The organism is Lwoffella lincolnii, assembly GCF_002014765.1.
GTDB lineage: Bacteria > Pseudomonadota > Gammaproteobacteria > Pseudomonadales > Moraxellaceae > Psychrobacter > Psychrobacter lincolnii.
Genome location: NZ_MUYT01000007.1, coordinates 68,893 through 86,240 on the forward strand (window position 1 = coordinate 68,893; position 17,348 = coordinate 86,240).

General features: G+C 45.0%; 12 protein-coding genes. 6 read left to right on the forward strand and 6 right to left on the reverse strand.

The window, feature by feature from the left end:
- Positions 1–19 precede the first annotated feature (19 nt).
- Positions 20–1,039 carry a biotin synthase BioB gene (gene bioB / locus B0682_RS05655; protein ID WP_078307283.1) on the forward strand — a complete coding sequence of 340 codons (1,020 nt, stop codon included), beginning with the start codon at positions 20–22 and terminating at the stop codon, positions 1,037–1,039.
- A 99-nt stretch (positions 1,040–1,138) separates the two neighbouring features.
- On the forward strand, positions 1,139–1,570 hold the full coding sequence (gene hemJ / locus B0682_RS05660; RefSeq protein ID WP_078307285.1) for a protoporphyrinogen oxidase HemJ: 432 nt from the start codon (positions 1,139–1,141) through the stop codon (positions 1,568–1,570).
- Positions 1,571–1,658: 88 nt separating this feature from the next.
- On the opposite strand, the gene B0682_RS05665 is transcribed toward hemJ, so the two are convergent.
- The 6 genes from B0682_RS05665 to B0682_RS05690 form a co-directional block, all read right to left on the reverse strand.
- Positions 1,659–2,162 (reverse strand): hypothetical protein, encoded by a 504-nt coding sequence (locus tag B0682_RS05665; protein WP_078307287.1) that lies wholly within the window; start codon positions 2,160–2,162, stop codon positions 1,659–1,661.
- A 59-nt stretch (positions 2,163–2,221) separates the two neighbouring features.
- Entirely contained in the window at positions 2,222–2,947 is a 726-nt protein-coding gene (rph, locus tag B0682_RS05670; RefSeq protein WP_078307289.1) for a ribonuclease PH, read from the reverse strand.
- A 169-nt stretch (positions 2,948–3,116) separates the two neighbouring features.
- Positions 3,117–4,934, reverse strand: a complete 1,818-nt coding sequence (locus tag B0682_RS05675) for an AMP-binding protein (RefSeq protein ID WP_158077874.1) — start codon at positions 4,932–4,934, stop codon at positions 3,117–3,119.
- 137 nt (positions 4,935–5,071) lie between these two features.
- Positions 5,072–6,808: an AMP-binding protein gene (locus tag B0682_RS05680; RefSeq protein ID WP_411350852.1), complete on the reverse strand. Its 1,737-nt coding sequence runs from the start codon at positions 6,806–6,808 to the stop codon at positions 5,072–5,074.
- Positions 6,809–7,112: 304 nt separating this feature from the next.
- Positions 7,113–8,333 carry a bifunctional phosphopantothenoylcysteine decarboxylase/phosphopantothenate--cysteine ligase CoaBC gene (gene coaBC / locus B0682_RS05685; protein ID WP_078307295.1) on the reverse strand — a complete coding sequence of 407 codons (1,221 nt, stop codon included), beginning with the start codon at positions 8,331–8,333 and terminating at the stop codon, positions 7,113–7,115.
- 110 nt (positions 8,334–8,443) lie between these two features.
- On the reverse strand, positions 8,444–11,125 hold the full coding sequence (locus B0682_RS05690) for a DUF3141 domain-containing protein (RefSeq protein WP_205760109.1): 2,682 nt from the start codon (positions 11,123–11,125) through the stop codon (positions 8,444–8,446).
- Positions 11,126–11,361: 236 nt separating this feature from the next.
- On the opposite strand from B0682_RS05690, the gene ileS reads away from it, so the two are divergent.
- The 4 genes from ileS to trhP all read left to right on the forward strand — a co-directional run bounded on the left by ileS (position 11,362) and on the right by trhP (position 17,053).
- On the forward strand, positions 11,362–14,223 hold the full coding sequence (gene ileS, locus B0682_RS05695; RefSeq protein WP_078307297.1) for an isoleucine--tRNA ligase: 2,862 nt from the start codon (positions 11,362–11,364) through the stop codon (positions 14,221–14,223).
- A 48-nt stretch (positions 14,224–14,271) separates the two neighbouring features.
- Positions 14,272–14,829, forward strand: coding sequence for a signal peptidase II (gene lspA, locus B0682_RS05700; protein WP_240494887.1), 558 nt, complete (start codon positions 14,272–14,274; stop codon positions 14,827–14,829).
- Positions 14,830–14,930: 101 nt separating this feature from the next.
- Positions 14,931–15,440, forward strand: coding sequence for an FKBP-type peptidyl-prolyl cis-trans isomerase (locus B0682_RS05705; protein WP_078307301.1), 510 nt, complete (start codon positions 14,931–14,933; stop codon positions 15,438–15,440).
- 218 nt (positions 15,441–15,658) lie between these two features.
- On the forward strand, positions 15,659–17,053 hold the full coding sequence (gene trhP, locus B0682_RS05710) for a prephenate-dependent tRNA uridine(34) hydroxylase TrhP (protein WP_078307303.1): 1,395 nt from the start codon (positions 15,659–15,661) through the stop codon (positions 17,051–17,053).
- The last annotated feature ends 295 nt before the right edge of the window (positions 17,054–17,348 follow it).

The window sequence follows — 17,348 nt, forward strand, 5'->3', positions numbered from 1 at the left end:
TTTATAGGGACATCGCACAATGACCACCACTCAAAGCCAGCCAAAACAAGCGTCCATTCTTTCACGAGAAGAGATTGCTCAGTTGTTTGATTTGCCGTTGATGGATTTGTTGTTTCAAGCTCAGACGGTGCATCGCCAGCATTTTGTTGCCAATAGGGTACAAATCAGCACCTTGTTGTCGATTAAAACAGGCAATTGCCCAGAGGACTGTGGCTACTGCTCACAATCAGGACATCATCGAGACAGCACAGGTTTGGTGGCACAAAAACGCTTAGACATACAGACGGTGCTACAAAAAGCACGCCAAGCCAAAGCGTCAGGGTCATCTCGCTTTTGTATGGGGGCAGCATGGAAACACCCCAGCGATAAAGACATGCCCTATGTGTTGGAGCTGATTAAAGAAGTTAAAGCGTTAGGGCTTGAAACTTGTATGACGCTTGGCATGTTGAGCCAAGCACAATCAGAACAGCTTGCCACAGCAGGGCTAGACTACTATAACCATAACTTAGACACGTCTCGTGCTTATTATGACCAAGTTACCCGCACACGAAGTTATGATGAGCGTTTGCAGACATTAGATTATGTGCGTCAAGCAGGCATGAATGTGTGTAGTGGCAGTATTGTGGGCATGGGTGAGAGTCGAGATGACCGCATTGATTGGGTGCTTGAGCTGACAAAAATGCCAAAACCACCTGAATCTATTCCTGTTAATTTGCTTGTCCCGATTAAAGGCACACCACTGGGAGATAGGGTTTTGGTAGAAGGGCAGTTGTCGGTGATTGAGTGGATACGCACCATTGCAGTGACTCGCATTTGTTGCCCAACCAGTTATGTTCGCTTGTCAGCAGGGCGTGAGAATCTATCTGATGCTGAACAGGCGTTGGCATTTATGGCAGGGGCAAACTCATTTTTTTATGGAGACAAGCTATTGACCACGGGTAATGCCAGTCAAGCCAATGATGACCGCATGATGCGTGAGCTTGGGCTGGTTGCCATGCCTGTTAAACAGGTCACTGTCATTGATGCGATGGCAACATGATAATATGCTAGGCAACATAGCAGCATGGTTGAGTTGATATGCCTATTCACAATAAAAGAGACACCGCATTAGATTTACTCATCGTGTTATTGGTATCATATGGAATACTTTAATTGGATAAAAGCCTTTCATGTCATTGCCATGGTAACTTGGTTTGCAGGGTTGTTTTATCTGCCAAGACTGTACGTTTATCATGCCATGAGTGATGATGGCATCAGCCATGAACGATTTGAAATCATGGAACGCAAGTTGTATCGTGGCATCATGACCCCTGGCATGGTGATGACGTGGGTACTGGGTTTGTTGATGGTTTGGCTCGGTTGGGATGGCTATAAAACCCAATATTGGCTACATGCCAAGCTGACTTTGGTGGTCATGCTGACGGCGTATCATTTGGTGTGTGGTCATTATCGCAAACGCCTGATTGGTAACGCCCATCTAAAATCGCATGTGTTTTGGCGATGGTTTAATGAGTTGCCAACTTTTTTATTAATTGGCATTGTGATGTTGGTCATTGTTAAGCCATTTTAAAGTTAATCCATTTTAAAGCTGAGCTTTTAAAGCGAAAGCTTAGATGATAAATGCCAAGTCAGATGAATGATGGCTGTCAGTTCTGATTTTACCCATGCTGTTCGTCAGACTGCATTTTTATATTGACATGGCGTTTGTTGGGTTGTTGCCCTTGCAACACTTGTTGCATGACTTGGGCTTCTTTGGCATCGTCAAAGCCCATGACTTGGCATGCCAACCCCCCATTTGGCTCATAAATCAACAGCTGTTTGCCTTTTAGCATAATTTGGTCATCTTCTTTGACGAGAAGGCGTTTTCTTTGCCCTGCTTGCGTGTAGTGAAAGACACCGGGGCGGACTTCCAACATACCTTGACTGATAAGAATGTCTTTACTGACTTGCTGTTTTTGCCGATACCAATTAAACACAAAACTCCCCACCACTAAGATGGCCAGAGCAGTCATGGCAAGACGCTCTGGCAATAGGCTCATCGCCATGGCAACCGCCACCGCCCCAATCAGCAATGCTGATGCAAACCAAAATAACCCATTGCCTTGATGGTTACTTTGCCCTGATAGGGTGATATTTACCCCGCTGTCTGTGACTTGTAACACGATGTTTTCCTTAATCTTAGTATGAATTTACCAATGTACTGCTTTACCAATGTAACGCTTTACCAATTTAATGTTTGTTGTTGCAAGGTAATCAGTTGGGCGATGCCAGCTTCTGCCATTGTCAACATGTTATCCATTTGTGTGCGGTTAAAGGGTTTTTCTTCTGCTGTGCCTTGAATTTCGATGAACTCGCCTTTTTGGGTCATCACCACATTTAAGTCAGTCTCACAGGTTGAATCTTCTTCATAGCACAAATCAAGCAAGATTTCTCCGTCTTTAATGCCCACTGAAACGGCAGCAACCAAACCTAATAAGGGGTCGGTTTTGAGTTGTTTTTTGCCATCACGTTGTTGCATGTTTTCAATGGCATCAATCACGGCGATGGCCGCCCCTGTGATGCTAGCGGTGCGTGTGCCACCGTCGGCTTGAATGACATCGCAATCAACATAAATGGTGTTTTCACCCAATTTGTCCAGATTTACCATGGCGCGCAAACTGCGACCGATGAGTCGCTGAATTTCTTGGGTCCGTCCTGATTGCTTGCCATGGGTGGCTTCTCGTTGGCTGCGGGTGTGAGTGGCTCTGGGCAACATGCCATATTCAGCGGTTATCCAGCCTTTGCCTTGTCCTTTAAGCCAGCGGGGAACGCCTGTTTCGACGCTGGCGGTGCATAAAACTTTGGTTTCACCAAAGCTGACCAACACAGAGCCTTCGGCGTGTTTGGTGTAATTTCTCTCAAAGCTGACGGCTCGCAGTTGGTCGTTTTGACGGTCATCGATACGCATGAGTTATCCTATGTTGTGTGTTTAACAGGTTGTGTGTTTAAAAAAGATGTTGGGTTATATGTTGGGTCATAAAAGTGAGATGAATGGCTTTAGGGGTGGTAATAAGGTGTGCTTATCCTATCGATGGTTGATGCCAATAGCAAGGTAAAATTGACCATATCAGTCCTTGCTATATCAGTCCTTCTCGCTCACGCAATTCACGATGGCGGATTTTGCCCAACTGGGATTTGGGCAATTCATCAATCACCACAATATGGCGTGGGCGTTTGTAGCCTGTTAGGTTTTTTTTGCCATATTGTAGCAACTGTTGAAATACAGATGCTTCACCCTGTGTGTCAATGGCGGTTTGACCTTTGGCAGTCAGCACCACGTACAGTTTTGGGTCTTCACCACGTTCTTGACTGGGGACACCGATGGCAGCACTTTCAGCAATGTAGTCATGTGTGTTCATGATGTGTTCAATCTCACTGGGATAGACATTAAACCCTGATACCAATATCAAGTCTTTTTTGCGGTCTACCAGTTTGATAAAACCGTCTCGGTTCATGATGCCGATGTCGCCTGTCTTTAGGTAACCTGTTTGGGTAAAGCTGTCTTGATTTAAGGCAGGTGCGTTGTGATAACTGTGCATCACTTGTGGGCCAAAAACGCACACTTCCCCCCGTTCACCCATGCCCACGGGCTGTTCAAAATCATCTAACAACACAATATCAGTCGCCACCAAGGGCAAACCAACCATACCATTGTATGCCCCAAGCATGGGAGGATTGGCAGTTACCACAGGAGATGCTTCGGACAGTCCATAGCCTTCGATGATGGGCAGGCCTGTAACTTTGTGCCATTGGGCGGCGACTTTGGCATCGACTGCCATGCCACCACCCACGGTCATCTGCAAGGTTGAAAAGTCCAATTGGGCAAATTTACGATGATTCAGCAAGGCTTTAAACAGCGTATTAACCCCTGCCATCATGGTTGGCTGATGGCGTTTGATTTGCTTGATGATGGCATCTGTGTTAGATGGGTCAATGATGAGTAAACTGCAACCACCTGACACCATGCCAAATAGTCCCCCTATCATAAACGAAAACACATGATACAATGGCAATGCGGTGAGCATCAGATGACCTTTACCACCATGGTCAATCAATGTCGTTGCCACATCAAAATCTGATTGCACTTCAGGCTCAAAAAACGCATTATCCATTGACCATGCACTGCTCTCTGCAACAGTATTGGGATAAGCAGACTGTATCCATGCCTTTAACTGAACCAGATTGGCAAGCAGGTTATGATGGCTAAGCTGTGCTGCCTTGGCTCGCCCTGTTGTGCCACCTGTGTATTGTAGCAATGCCAAATCTTCACCGACAACCTCAGGGCGCTGATAACTGTACTGAATGCCTTGCAATCTGGCTTGTTGATAAGGCGTACTGCCATCAATGTGCCGAAGTGATTGCTTGTGGCGATACCCCACCAAATGCCGTGCCAACAATCCCTTAACCTGCCCCAAACTGTCCGATAAGCCACACACAATGACGTGTGGCAAGCGGTATTGGCTGGGCATGTCCACATAAGTTTTGGTGAATAAGTCAAAGATGAACAACACCTTTGCCCCACTGTCGCTTAGCTGATAAGTCAGTTCTGTTGTTGTGTATAATGGATTGACATTCACAATGACCAAACCTGCTCGCAAGATGGCAAAGGTTAAAATGGGATATTGTAAGCAGTTAGGCAGCATCACCGCCACTTTATCACCTTGGGTCAAGCCAAGCGACTGTAGATAACTGGCAAGATAACGGCTGTCAGCTTCAAGCTCTTGGTAGGTGAGTGGCACATTGGCACACAGATAGGCGGTGCGTTTGGCGTACTTACGACATTGACGCTCCATCACATCAATAAGACTGATGTGGGCATCAGGGAATGGCACATCATCGGTCATGCCATAGCGTTCATAGCTTGTTAACCAAGGCTTTTCGGTGTCATAAACCATACATTCAATGAGTGATAACGATGAATGATAACAACACCGAGAAAACATATGAATGTTCTGTCGGTGTGGGCGTTATGTTTGGGTTGTTTTATTATTTGAGTTGCTTAATTTTTTGGAAAATGTTAACCATTATTTTTTTAACCATTATTATTTTTTTCTTCTAATTTACGCAACTCTTTACGCAAAATCTTGCCAACAGGCGATTTGGGCAATTCATCGACAAATTCCACATGGCGTGGGCGTTTGTAGCCCGTCAGATGCTCTCTGGCATGTTTGATGACCTCGTTTTTGCTTAGGGTGTTGTCTTTACGCACGATGTAGATTTTGGGAACTTCACCGCTGTTGTCATCTGGCACACCGATAACCCCAGCTTCCATGATTTTGGGGTGATTGGTCATGACATCTTCCACTTCGTTAGGATACACGTTAAACCCAGAGACCAAAATCATGTCTTTTTTGCGGTCAACAATCTTAAAGTAGCCATCATTATCCATCACACCGATGTCCCCTGTGCGAAAATAACCGTCTTTGGTGGTGCAATCAGCCGTGTCTTCTGGACGCTTCCAATAGCCTTGCATGACTTGTGGGCCTTTGGCGGCGATTTCACCAGCCTCACCGATGGTCACTTCGTTGCCATCATCGTCCACTAAAATGATGTCGGTGGCAGGGGCGGGTATGCCAATTTTGCCTGTGTATTGAGTCAATGTGGGTGGGTTCATGGTCAAGACAGGCGAAGTTTCAGACAGACCATAACCTTCTAAAATGGGTGTGCCTGTGAGTTTTTTCCATTCATTGGCAGTATTCGACATCACCGACATGCCGCCTCCTAATGACACTCGAATGTTGGTTAGGTTAAGTTCACGGAATTTGGCATGGTGAGCCAAACCGTTAAACAAGGTATTGACGGCAGGGAAGAATGCTGGGCGATATTTATCAATGTCTTTGACCAAGCTGTCAAGGTCACGGGGGTTTGGCACAAGCACGCCAGCAAAGCCTTTATCCATTGCCAAAAGACCACACACGGTAAAAGAAAAAATGTGATACAAAGGCAGAGCAACCAAAATATATTGCCCTTGAGAGTCTTCACCATCAGAAAATATGGTTTCAACAAAGGCTGAAGATTGTAGCAAGTTGGCGACTAAGTTACGATGCGACAACATTGCCCCTTTGGCAACGCCTGTTGTGCCACCTGTGTATTGCAAAACTGCCAAGTCATCTAATGTCAGGTCATTGGGGCGTTTGTATTGGCTGGCTGGCACAGTTTTTAGGGCATCTTTAAAGCTGATGTGTCCTGCAATGTGCCAATTAGGCACCATTTTTTTGACATGACGCACCACGGTATTGACGATAAATCCCTTTATCATGCCAAACATATCACCCATGGTGGTAACGATGACATGCTCTATGTTGCCCTTATTTGATACGTTTTGATACGTTTTGGCGAAGTTTTCAAGTAAAATGATGGCACGAGCATCGCTGTCTGCCAATTGATGGTTAAGTTCATGACTGGTGTATAGTGGATTGACATTGACCAAAACCAAGCCAGCTCTTATCACCGCCAGCATACAAATGGGATATTGTAGAATGTTTGGCAACATCACCGCCACTTTATCGCCTTTTTTTAGCCCCAAAGATTGCAAATACGCCGCCATTTGCTGACTGTAAATATCCAGCTCACGAAAGCTTAAACTGGCCCCCATACAAACATAAGCTTCTTTGTCGCCATGATGAGCAAAGTTACGCTCAAAACAATCAATTAAAGAGGTATTATCCGCTGGCATGTTAATGTGGTCAACAATACCAATTGTGTCATAGGTTTTTCGCCAAGGACGGTTATCAGGTGAATTAAGGCGGTGGCTGGTGGTGGCATTCATGGTGGTTGTGTCGGTCATGTCATGTCCTTTTATTTTATCCATTCAATCAACATATCAATGATACATATCGGTGTTTAAAATATGTGTGTCGTGCTTAAAATATAGGCATTTAAAATTTAGGTGCTTAAAACCAGATGTTTAAAATTAGCCACTTAAAATCAGGTACTTAACAATGTCAGTGGATAAACAATGTCAGTGGCTAAATTGTTAAACCAATTAAACCACATTACTTGATAAAATACATCAACTAACCCAAAATCCACAAGAGAAAAAATCATTTTAGCCATTGATTTTACCGTTGATTTTAGCAACTGTGAGGCAACATGACCTTAGCCATTAGATTAACCAATTCTTTGGCGATGTCTTTTTTGGGCATTTTTGCCAATGAGGCTGATGGGTGTTGGTATTTGTCTGCAAAAAATACCGTCATCGCATTGTCATCACTGGCAAAACCAATGTCTTGGCGAGACACATCATTACAAGCAATCATGTCTAACTTTTTGTCTATCAGTTTGTTGTGGGCGTATTTTTCAACGTCTTGTGTTTCAGCAGCAAAACCAACCATAAACATATTAGGATTCTCTTTAGAAATGGTCGCCAAAATGTCGGGGTTTTTCACCAGTTCTAGGGTCATGGCTGGTTGGGTTTTTTTGATTTTTTGTGGGGCGGTGGTTTTTGTGCGGTAGTCGGCAACAGCGGCGGTGGCAATAAACACATCACAACCTGTATCTGCTGTTTTTTTGGCAGCCTGTAGCATGTCATCGGCTGATTGAACGGTGATTTTCTGCACACCAATGGGGGTGGTTAGTGTTACTTTTTCCCCAACAATTAAAGTTACCTCTGCCCCTGCATCACGGCAAGCAGTTGCCAACGCATAACCCATTTTACCTGTTGAATGATTGGATAAATATCGCACTGGGTCAATGGCTTCTAAGGTTGCTCCTGCGGTGATGACCACTTGCTTACCTGCCAGCAATTGGGGCTGATGTTGTTTGGCCAATGCCCATTGCACTTGCTCAAACAAGGCTTCTGGCTCAGGTAGTCGACCAGCACCCACATCGCCACAAGCTTGTTCACCGCTGGCAGGTTCAATGATTTGATACCCCAAATCTGTCAGTGTCTGTGTGTTTAAGACGACGGCAGGGTTTGCCCACATTTGTTGGTTCATGGCAGGAGCAACCAAGATGGGTGCTGTTGTGGCAAGACAAACGGTGGTCAATAAGTCATCTGCCATGCCCATGCTTAAGCGTGCCAAGGTGTTGGCAGAGGCAGGGGCAATGATGAGTAAATCCGCCCATTTGGCAAGCTGAATATGCCCCATGCCTGCTTCGGCAGTTTCATCAAGTAACTGGGTATGGACGGCATTGCCTGTTAATGCTTGCAAAGTCAATGGGCTGATAAAGGCGGTTGCGCCTTTGGTCATGATGACTTGCACGTTATGACCGTATTTAACCAATAGGCGAGCAAGGCTGGCAGATTTATAAGCGGCAATACCACCTGTGATGGCAAGAAGAATGTTGTTCATGATGAAATGTCTCTGCACACAACAAAAAATAAACAAGTTTGATAAAACCTTGATGTGGTAAAACTGAGAGATAGTAAAGCTAAGATGTGGTAAAACTTGAATGGCGACGCTTATCCCACCACCACATCAGTCACTTCTAATGGGTTTTTATCCACGTCTTTTTCAAAGCTGTCTAATCCCATGACGTGATACAATTCTGATAATGCTTGGCGAATATCTAAGGGCATCTTATGGTAACTGCCAATGACATATCGCACCACGTCCATGGCTTTTTGTTTATCCGCCTTGGTCTTAAGCAATGTTGGTAGGGTTTGTATGGCTTGTTCTTTGGCAAAGCGAACGATGATGGTCTGTTCATGCAGCAGCTCAGCAAGTTGTTGATGTGTCAGCTCGGTAAAGGGTTTGCTTTGTGTCAGTATTTCGGTGATAAGTATCAGCTTATCACGCTTAATGCCCCCTTGGCTCATGGTGTTGCTAAGCACCAATATTCTCACCACCGCTTCACAAAAACCACCTTGTTCCATGCGGCTTAATGCCATCTGTACGCTTGGCATTTCTTGTAGACGTTCTTTATCGGTTAAGCGACGAGAGGTCTCTTGTTGTCCATAGGCACGCAGCCACGGTAATGCCCACCAGCCATAAAACAGCATTTCGCTGGTCATGTCTTGCCAATCTCGCCATAAGTCAAGTGTGGTGTTAATGGTGGTTATCCATAAGCGTTCCATTTGCAAAAATAGGTTATTTTGTTGTAAAGATTCGGTGGCAGGTAGGGTGGGGGCGGCTTCTGAGCCTTGTAAGATGGCTTGTTGTTTTTTGACATCTGTTTCATTGATGTCTGCTGATGTGATGCTTGCTGATGGGGTGTGTGAGTCAGTCTTTGTGATGAGTGAGTGGATAGGGTCATCATTTTGATTGATGCTGGTGGCAACGGTTTTTATTATCATGGCAAAGGGATTGCGACTGCTCCACAGTTTGCGTTGTAGTCGTAATGGGTGCATGGCTCTCAACCATTCGGCACTGGTCTGTGTGGTCATCGCCTGTACCCACGGACGCATGTGTAAGTCATAAATGCGAGCTTGTGATTTAGAATAGCGATGTACTGCTTGAAAGGGTTTTTCGTCCAAACGGCCGTCATCAATCATCGCCAAGTCGTCAAAGGTGCGACTTTTGAACGTAACATAAAACTGCATGTCTTCACCTTTGCCTTGATAATCTTCGATGACCAATTCATATAGCCCTGGTGATAGGGCTTCAATCATCTTTAAAATAGATGCCATGCCTTTATGCTCACGGTTGGCGATTGATGAGCTGACAAAAATGCCCAAATGTCCCACTTTGTCATGCACCATATAAACGATGCGTTGTCCGCAAACTTCGATTTCTCTTTCATCACTGTAGGTGTCTAGTATCCAATTAATGGCTTGCTGAGGTGGGGTGATGTTATCGCCATGTGAGGCAAAGATGATGATGGGGGCTTTGATGTTACGCAAGTCAATGTTGGTGCCTTTTTCGATTTGGGCGGTATTGCGAGCGATGCGATTGCCAACAAAGATGTTTTCAACAATCCACTCAATTTCAGCATGATTCATCAAAAAGAAGCCACCCCACCAGCGTTCAAAGTTCAAAAACCGCTCACGATTTTTTGTGGGGTTTTTGTAAAGGTCATAATATTTGCCCACGTAGTTGCGTGATGGGTTGAGTTGCTCAAAGTTATGCACCAGCCATGCCCCATCAAAGATGCCATGACCCAAATCTGATGCCAGCATGGCAAGCCATGTGCCGCCTTGTGTGCCTGCTTGGTAACGCATGGGGTTGATGCCCACTTCACCACTCCATGCTGATACTGGCGAGCCGTTCATGACGATGGGTCCTGTGATGTCAGTGTTGGTGGCAGCTAAGATGAGTGCTGCCCAACCTCCTTGACAGTTGCCAACCACCACAGGAGCGTTGGAATTGGAATGGCGACGACGCACTTCACGCACAAAGACAGCTTCAGCAAAAGTCACATCAGCAATGCTTTGGTTAGGTTCTGGCATGCGTTTGAAAGCAACAAAATACACAGGGTGTCCTTCGCTTAATGCCACGCCGACTTGGCTGTCGTGCTTAAAGCCACCAATGCCTGCCCCATGGCCTGCTCTGGGGTCGATGATGATGTAGGGGCGACCGTTTTCACGGGTGGTGATGCCTTGTGGTGGCAGAATTTTCAGCAGCACATAATTGCTGGGGCGAGATAAGGTACTGCCGTCCATGATGACTTCATAATCATAGTCAAGCACTGGCGGACAGCCTGCTTGTTCATGTTGCAAAAAAATATCACCACGCTCACGCAAAATATCAGCGGTTTGCACCACACGGCGACTGGCATCGGTGGCATAAGATAACCAATCACGCCATAGGGCTTGTGGTGAGTTGACGTTTTGTAGGCTTTTGGTCAGGCATGTTAGATGCTGATTAAAGGCATCGGTATTATTGCTAAGTGTCTGTCTGGCGTGATTGTGATGCTCAGATTGGGCGTGCATTAACAAATCAAAACGGTCTGCCCAACGGCGGTTATTAAGATTAATCCAGCTCACCACATCATCTTGATGATGTTGGGCATTGACCAAAATATCTGAAGCGGTGGGTAAATCTTGGCTGGCATTTTTTTGATTGGGGTCTGTTTGCCAAAACTTGGCATATTTTTCTTGAGTATGGCTGTTTTGAACATGGCTGTTTTGAGTTGGATTTTGCTGATTGGCGGTGGTCATGATGGCTTCCCTATGATTGTCCGTATGATTGGCGGTGATGTTCAAGGCAATGCTGTCAGTGAATGTTGTCAGTGAATGTTGTCAGTGAATGTTGTCAGTGAATGTTGTCAGTGGCTTTGTACATAAAGGCAGTTTTGGCTTATAATGACAGCCATTTTATCATGAATGATGGTTGAAGTTTGACTGTCATCAACCTTTAGCCGTTGTCAATTGACTGTTCATCAGCATTCTTATCATCACCATTGTACCATCACAGTGTACCATCATAGTAGAAATCCGCCATGACCAATACCCTTAAGCCCATTGATTATAAAGACACCTTAAATCTTGCTGACACTTCATTTCCCATGCGTGCCAATTTGGCACAGCGTGAACTTAGCTGGCTACAAGCATGGGAAGAAGATGATGTTTATGGGCAAATTCGTCAATCTCGCCAAGGTTGTGAAAAATACATCTTGCATGACGGCCCTCCGTATGCCAATGGGCAAATACACCTAGGTCATGCGGTCAATAAGGTTTTAAAAGACATCATCATCAAATCAAAAACCCTATCAGGCTATGATGCTCCGTATGTGCCAGGGTGGGACTGTCATGGTTTGCCCATTGAGCAAAAAGTAGAAAGTGAACATGGTAAAGTAGGGCAGAAAATCACCGCCACTGAATTTCGTAAACTGTGCCGAGAATACGCCAATACGCAAATTGAGCTACAAAAGGCAGATTTTAAACGCTTGGGTGTGTTTGGTGATTGGGACAACCCTTATCTGACCATGAACCCTAAACAAGAAGCCAATATTGTGCGTGCGTTGGGCAAAATTTATGACAGTGGCCATGTGGTGCGTGGTATGAAGCCTGTCAATTGGTGTTTGGACTGTGGTTCGGCATTGGCAGAAGCAGAAGTTGATTATCAAGATAAAATCAGTGATGCCATTTATGTGGGCTTTGATGTTATTGATAATGTTAAATTGGGTGTGTCTGTTGATGATGTGGTGAAAGCGGTCATTTGGACAACCACCCCATGGACATTACCTGCCAACCAAGCCATTAGCGTCCACCCAAAAGAAAACTATAGCGTGGTTAAGACCGACAAAGGTTATTTACTGCTTGCCACTGATTTGGTGAATGATGCTTTGATGGCATTAGATTTGGATAATCTTGGCGTAATAAGCACCATAAAAGGCAGTGAACTTGAGTGGTTACAAGCACAGCACCCACTGATTGCCAAGCGACAAGTACCCATCATATTGGGTGAACACGTAACCACCGACAGCGGAACAGGCTTGGTACACACCGCTCCTGGGCATGGGGCAGATGACTATGTGGTTGGGCAACAATATGGCTTAGAAACCGAAAACCCTGTTAGTGGCAATGGTGTGTATTTAGATACTGCCAAGGTTTTTGCTGGCACACACATCTATAAAGCCAATCCGCTAATCATTGAAACGCTCAATCAATCAGGACATCTGCTTAAGCACAGCAAAATTGAACATAGCTATCCGCACTGCTGGCGACACAAAACGCCCATCATATTCCGAGCCACACCCCAATGGTTTATTGGCATGGAAGGGTTTATTAGCAAGGAAGAAAAATCAGCCAAGCAACAAAAAGGCTTACGAGAGCAAACCATGATGGACATTCCTAACGTCATATGGACACCTCAATGGGGACAAAATCGCATTGAAGCCATGGTGGGTAACCGTCCTGATTGGTGTATCAGCCGTCAACGTACTTGGGGTGTGCCCATTCCATTTTTTACCCATAAAGACACAGGTGAATTGCACCCTGACACATCATCGCTGATTGAAAAAGCCGCTCAATTGATTGAAAAAGGGGGGATTGAAGCGTGGTTTGATGCTGACATTAGCGACTTTTTGGCTGATGATGCTGACCAATATGTTAAGTCGACCGACACACTTGATGTGTGGTTTGATTCTGGCACAACCCATTTTGCGGTACTTGAGCAAACCGATGCACTGACCAACCCTGCTGATATGTATCTAGAAGGCTCTGACCAACATCGAGGCTGGTTTCAAACGTCTTTACTTACCAGTGAAGCCATTTACGCCCGCCCACCATTTAAGCAAGTGCTGACGCATGGCTTTGTGGTCGATGAAAACGGTCGCAAAATGAGCAAATCTTTGGGCAATATCATCACCCCACAAGATGAAATCAACAAAACGGGGGCTGATATGCTCAGATTGTGGATTGCGTCCAGTGATTATCGCTATGAGATGAGTGCAGGGGCAAAAGTTTTTAAAGGCACGGTGGACATGTATCGCCGTATCCGTAACACCATTCGCTTTTTATTGGCAAATACCGATGACTTTAACCCCATGACCGATGCGGTGGCAATCTCAGACATGGTCAGTCTAGACAAATTCATCATGCACCAAGCCATGCAAGTACAAAAAAGCATCATTCAATCGTATGACAACATGGATTTTCACCAAGTTACCCAAGCGGTAACGGCGTTTTGCTCGCAAGATTTGGGTGGGTTTTATCTGGACATCATCAAAGACCGTACTTACACCACAAAGGCAGATGGACACCCCAGACGCTCAGCCCAAACGGCAATTTATCACATCGCCCATGCACTGATACGTTGGATTGCTCCGATTTTGACTTTCACCGCTCAAGAAGCGTGGGAAGTACTAAAAGGCACAGATGGCTATGTGTTCACCCAACATTGGCATGAATTTCCAGCGTTGAATTTGGACACAGAATTGAATTTGGACAGCGTCAGCAGTGATGATTGGCAGCGGATATTATCCGCCAAAGACGTGATTAACAAACAAATTGAGCTGGCTCGTGAACAAAAAATCATCAACGCCAACTTATCTGCTAACGTCAAGATTTATACAGATGGCCAATTATATGACAGCTTAGCAAAATTAGGTGATGAATTGCGATTTGTGTTCATCACCAGTGATGCCCAGCTATATCAGCGAGATGGTGAAACCATCAATGTTGCCAATGCCACGGACATTGACAATCTCAACGTCAGCGTCAGTGTGGCACAAGGCACTAAATGCGTGCGGTGTTGGCATGTGCGTGATGACGTGGGCAACCACAGCGACCACCCAGACATTTGTGAACGATGTTATGTCAATGTGGTTGGTCATGGTGAGAGTCGCAAATTTGCCTAAATTTGCCTTAAACACAGACAGATTCATTCATTAAGTGAGCCATTTTTTGTGAACAAACATAACGATACGCATCAATCAACACCAGCCACAACAGCCCCAAAGGTTCTAACACCCAATGGTAACCGTGCTTTTGGGTGGTATGCTCTGTCATTATTGATAATTAGCATCGATCAGGTGAGCAAATTGTATTTTGAAAACCGTTTAGAATTGCATGAATCCATCTCCGTGTTTGAGCCATTTTTAAATTGGACATTGGCGTATAATCATGGGGCAGCGTTTAGTTTCTTGGCGGATCAAGGCGGTTGGCAAAAGTGGTTTTTTTCAGGATTGGCGGTATTGGTATCGCTGTTTTTATTGTGGTATGTCCGAGTCGTTCCTCGTCAGGCCAAACTGTTGTCTGTGGCGTTGGCGTTAATTTTGGGTGGGGCGGTGGGCAATTTAATTGACCGCTTGTTATATGGGCATGTCATTGACTTTATTCATGTGCATTATGCCAATGTGTGGCATTATCCTGTGTTTAATTTAGCAGATTGTGGCATTGTGATTGGTGTGGCACTGATGCTAATTGACATGCTTTTTTTAGAAAATAAGCGTCATAACATTTAAACGCATCGCATAAACGCATCGCATCTAAATTCATAACAGCCAAACCAATCACTTTCTAAACCAATCACTCTTTAAACCAAAAAATACAAAAGGTCGTTTTTATGAACACCCCCATCATCACCCCTAACGAACAAACTCGCATCACCCATGGCAGTCAGGTGGCGTTACATTTTGAGGTGTTTTTGGACAATGGCACGGTGATAGACTCCACCTTTAACCGTCCAGACCCTGTGATGCTCACCATTGGTGATGACAGCTTACTTCCGGGATTTGAGGCGGTGTTGATGAATCTCACCGCAGGCGATATCCGCACCGCTCACTTACCCCCAGAACAAGCCTTTGGTGAGTGGAATGCACACAATGTACAAACCTTTAGCAAATCTCAGTTTGCTTTGATAGATGGTGGGGCAGATGGGGGCAGGCCTGAAGTGGGCATGATGATGGAATTTGAAGATAAGGGCAAAAATACCTTACCAGGGGTAATCAGCCAAATCACTGATGACACGGTGGAAGTGGATTTTAATCACCCATTGGCAGGGCAGAGCGTTAACTTTAAAGTGCATATTTTTCGAGTAACCCCAAAAGGGGAAGTTGGGGTGGCGTTGCAGTAAGATTTGCTAAATCCGACTGTATCAGTCGGATTTCTATCTTTTGGGCTGTATCTGCCTTATAATAGACGCTCTTTTAACAGACCTGTTTTTATCATGTTTTTATCATGGCGTTCATACATGATTTTGAGTTCATCACTACTTTAAGTGCATCACCACTTTAAGTTCATCACGTCGAGTTTATCATGACCAATACTTCCGCTAGCCTAACCACTCGCTCCATGTTTCATGCCGAGCTGCTTTGTCCTGCTGGCACATTTAAGAACATGCAATATGCCTTTGCCTATGGGGCGGATGCGGTCTATGCAGGGCAAGCCCGTTATTCTCTGCGAGTGCGTAATAATGATTTTGATGAAGAAAACCTTGCCAAGGGCATTGCCTACGCCCATTCGCTTGGCAAAAAGTTTTATGTGGTGGTGAACATTCAAGCACACAACGCCAAATTAAAAACCTTTATTGCAGACATTCGCCCTGTCATTGAGATGAAACCTGACGCGCTTATCATGTCCGATGCTGGCATGATTATGATGGTGCGAGAAGCTTTCCCCAATCAAGTCATTCACCTGTCAGTACAGGCCAATGCCGTGAACTGGGCAACGGTGAAGTTTTGGCAGCAGATGGGCATTAGCCGTGTGATTTTAAGCCGTGAATTATCACTCAAAGAAATTGAGCAAATCATCAAAGAAGTGCCTGACATGGAGATTGAAGTTTTTGTCCATGGGGCGCTTTGCATGGCGTATTCTGGGCGGTGCTTGCTCTCTGGCTATATCAACAAACGAGATGCCAACCAAGGCACTTGCACCAATGCTTGCCGCTGGAATTACAACACTTATAAAGCGGTAGAGAATGAAACAGGTGATGTTGTTCCTGTAACCCCAGAGCTATTTGTACCAGCTCAGAGTGAGATTGCCAATGTCAATCTAAATGGCGATGTCGTCATGGACGATGATTATGTAGAAAAGCCGTCCGATGAGGTTGTACTCATTGAAGAACAAGGCCGCAAGGGTGAGCTGATGGCGATGTATGAAGACGAACACGGCACTTATATCATGAACTCAAAGGACTTGCGTGCGGTGGAGCTGGTGCCTGATTTGGTCAATATGGGCGTGCATTCTTTAAAAATTGAGGGGCGTACCAAATCGCATTATTATGTCGCTCGCACCGCCCAAGTATACCGCCAAGCGATTGATGATGCGTTGGCAGGCAAGCCTTTTGATACAGGACTCATCACCGCCCTTGATGGGCTTGCCAATCGGGGCTATACCGAAGGATTTTTACGCCGTCATGTCCATTCTGATTACCAAAATTATGAATACGGCTCATCAAAAACTGACCATCAACAATTTGTGGCAGAGGTGTTGGATATTTCAGATGATTTTTTGACCTTAGAGATTAAAAACAAACTCATGGTCGGCGATGACATTGAGATTATGACCCCAAAAGGCAATTTGACTTACACACTTACCAAAATGTGGGACAAAAAAGGCAATGCCATTGATGGTGCGTTGGGGTCGGGGTGGATTGCCAAAATCAAAAACCCATTTAGCGACATCTGTGATGATGAGCTAAAATTCGCCCTTGTGATGAAAAGTGTGAGTGAGGCGATTTATAGCTAAGCGGTGATTATGATATGCAGTTAAAATTTATCCTCCGTTGCCGTAAAACCACCGCCTGAAGGCGGTGGTTTTACGGCAATTGTTAAATGCGATAAGTTTTGTTATACTCATCTCACTATATTCAATGTCTTACATTCCACAGTTAAGTTAAGACTAAATTGCGAGTACGCAGTAACTTAACTGGTAAGACGTTTCCAAACACACACTTAAGCTAATTCGTGTCTATGACAATCCTAACGGTAGGATTAGCTTAAAATAAGAACCTAAGATGTACGGTGTGTCGTACGGGCGGTTG

Coding starts and splice junctions, on each gene's coding strand:
- B0682_RS05705 (WP_078307301.1), top strand. CDS start 14,931: ATGAACACCCCCATCATCACCCCTAACGAACAAACTCGCATCACCCAT.
- coaBC (WP_078307295.1), bottom strand. CDS start 8,333: ATGAACAACATTCTTCTTGCCATCACAGGTGGTATTGCCGCTTATAAA.
- ileS (WP_078307297.1), top strand. CDS start 11,362: ATGACCAATACCCTTAAGCCCATTGATTATAAAGACACCTTAAATCTT.
- B0682_RS05680 (WP_411350852.1), bottom strand. CDS start 6,808: ATGAATGCCACCACCAGCCACCGCCTTAATTCACCTGATAACCGTCCT.
- rph (WP_078307289.1), bottom strand. CDS start 2,947: ATGCGTATCGATGACCGTCAAAACGACCAACTGCGAGCCGTCAGCTTT.
- B0682_RS05675 (WP_158077874.1), bottom strand. CDS start 4,934: ATGGTTTATGACACCGAAAAGCCTTGGTTAACAAGCTATGAACGCTAT.
- bioB (WP_078307283.1), top strand. CDS start 20: ATGACCACCACTCAAAGCCAGCCAAAACAAGCGTCCATTCTTTCACGA.
- hemJ (WP_078307285.1), top strand. CDS start 1,139: ATGGAATACTTTAATTGGATAAAAGCCTTTCATGTCATTGCCATGGTA.
- trhP (WP_078307303.1), top strand. CDS start 15,659: ATGTTTCATGCCGAGCTGCTTTGTCCTGCTGGCACATTTAAGAACATG.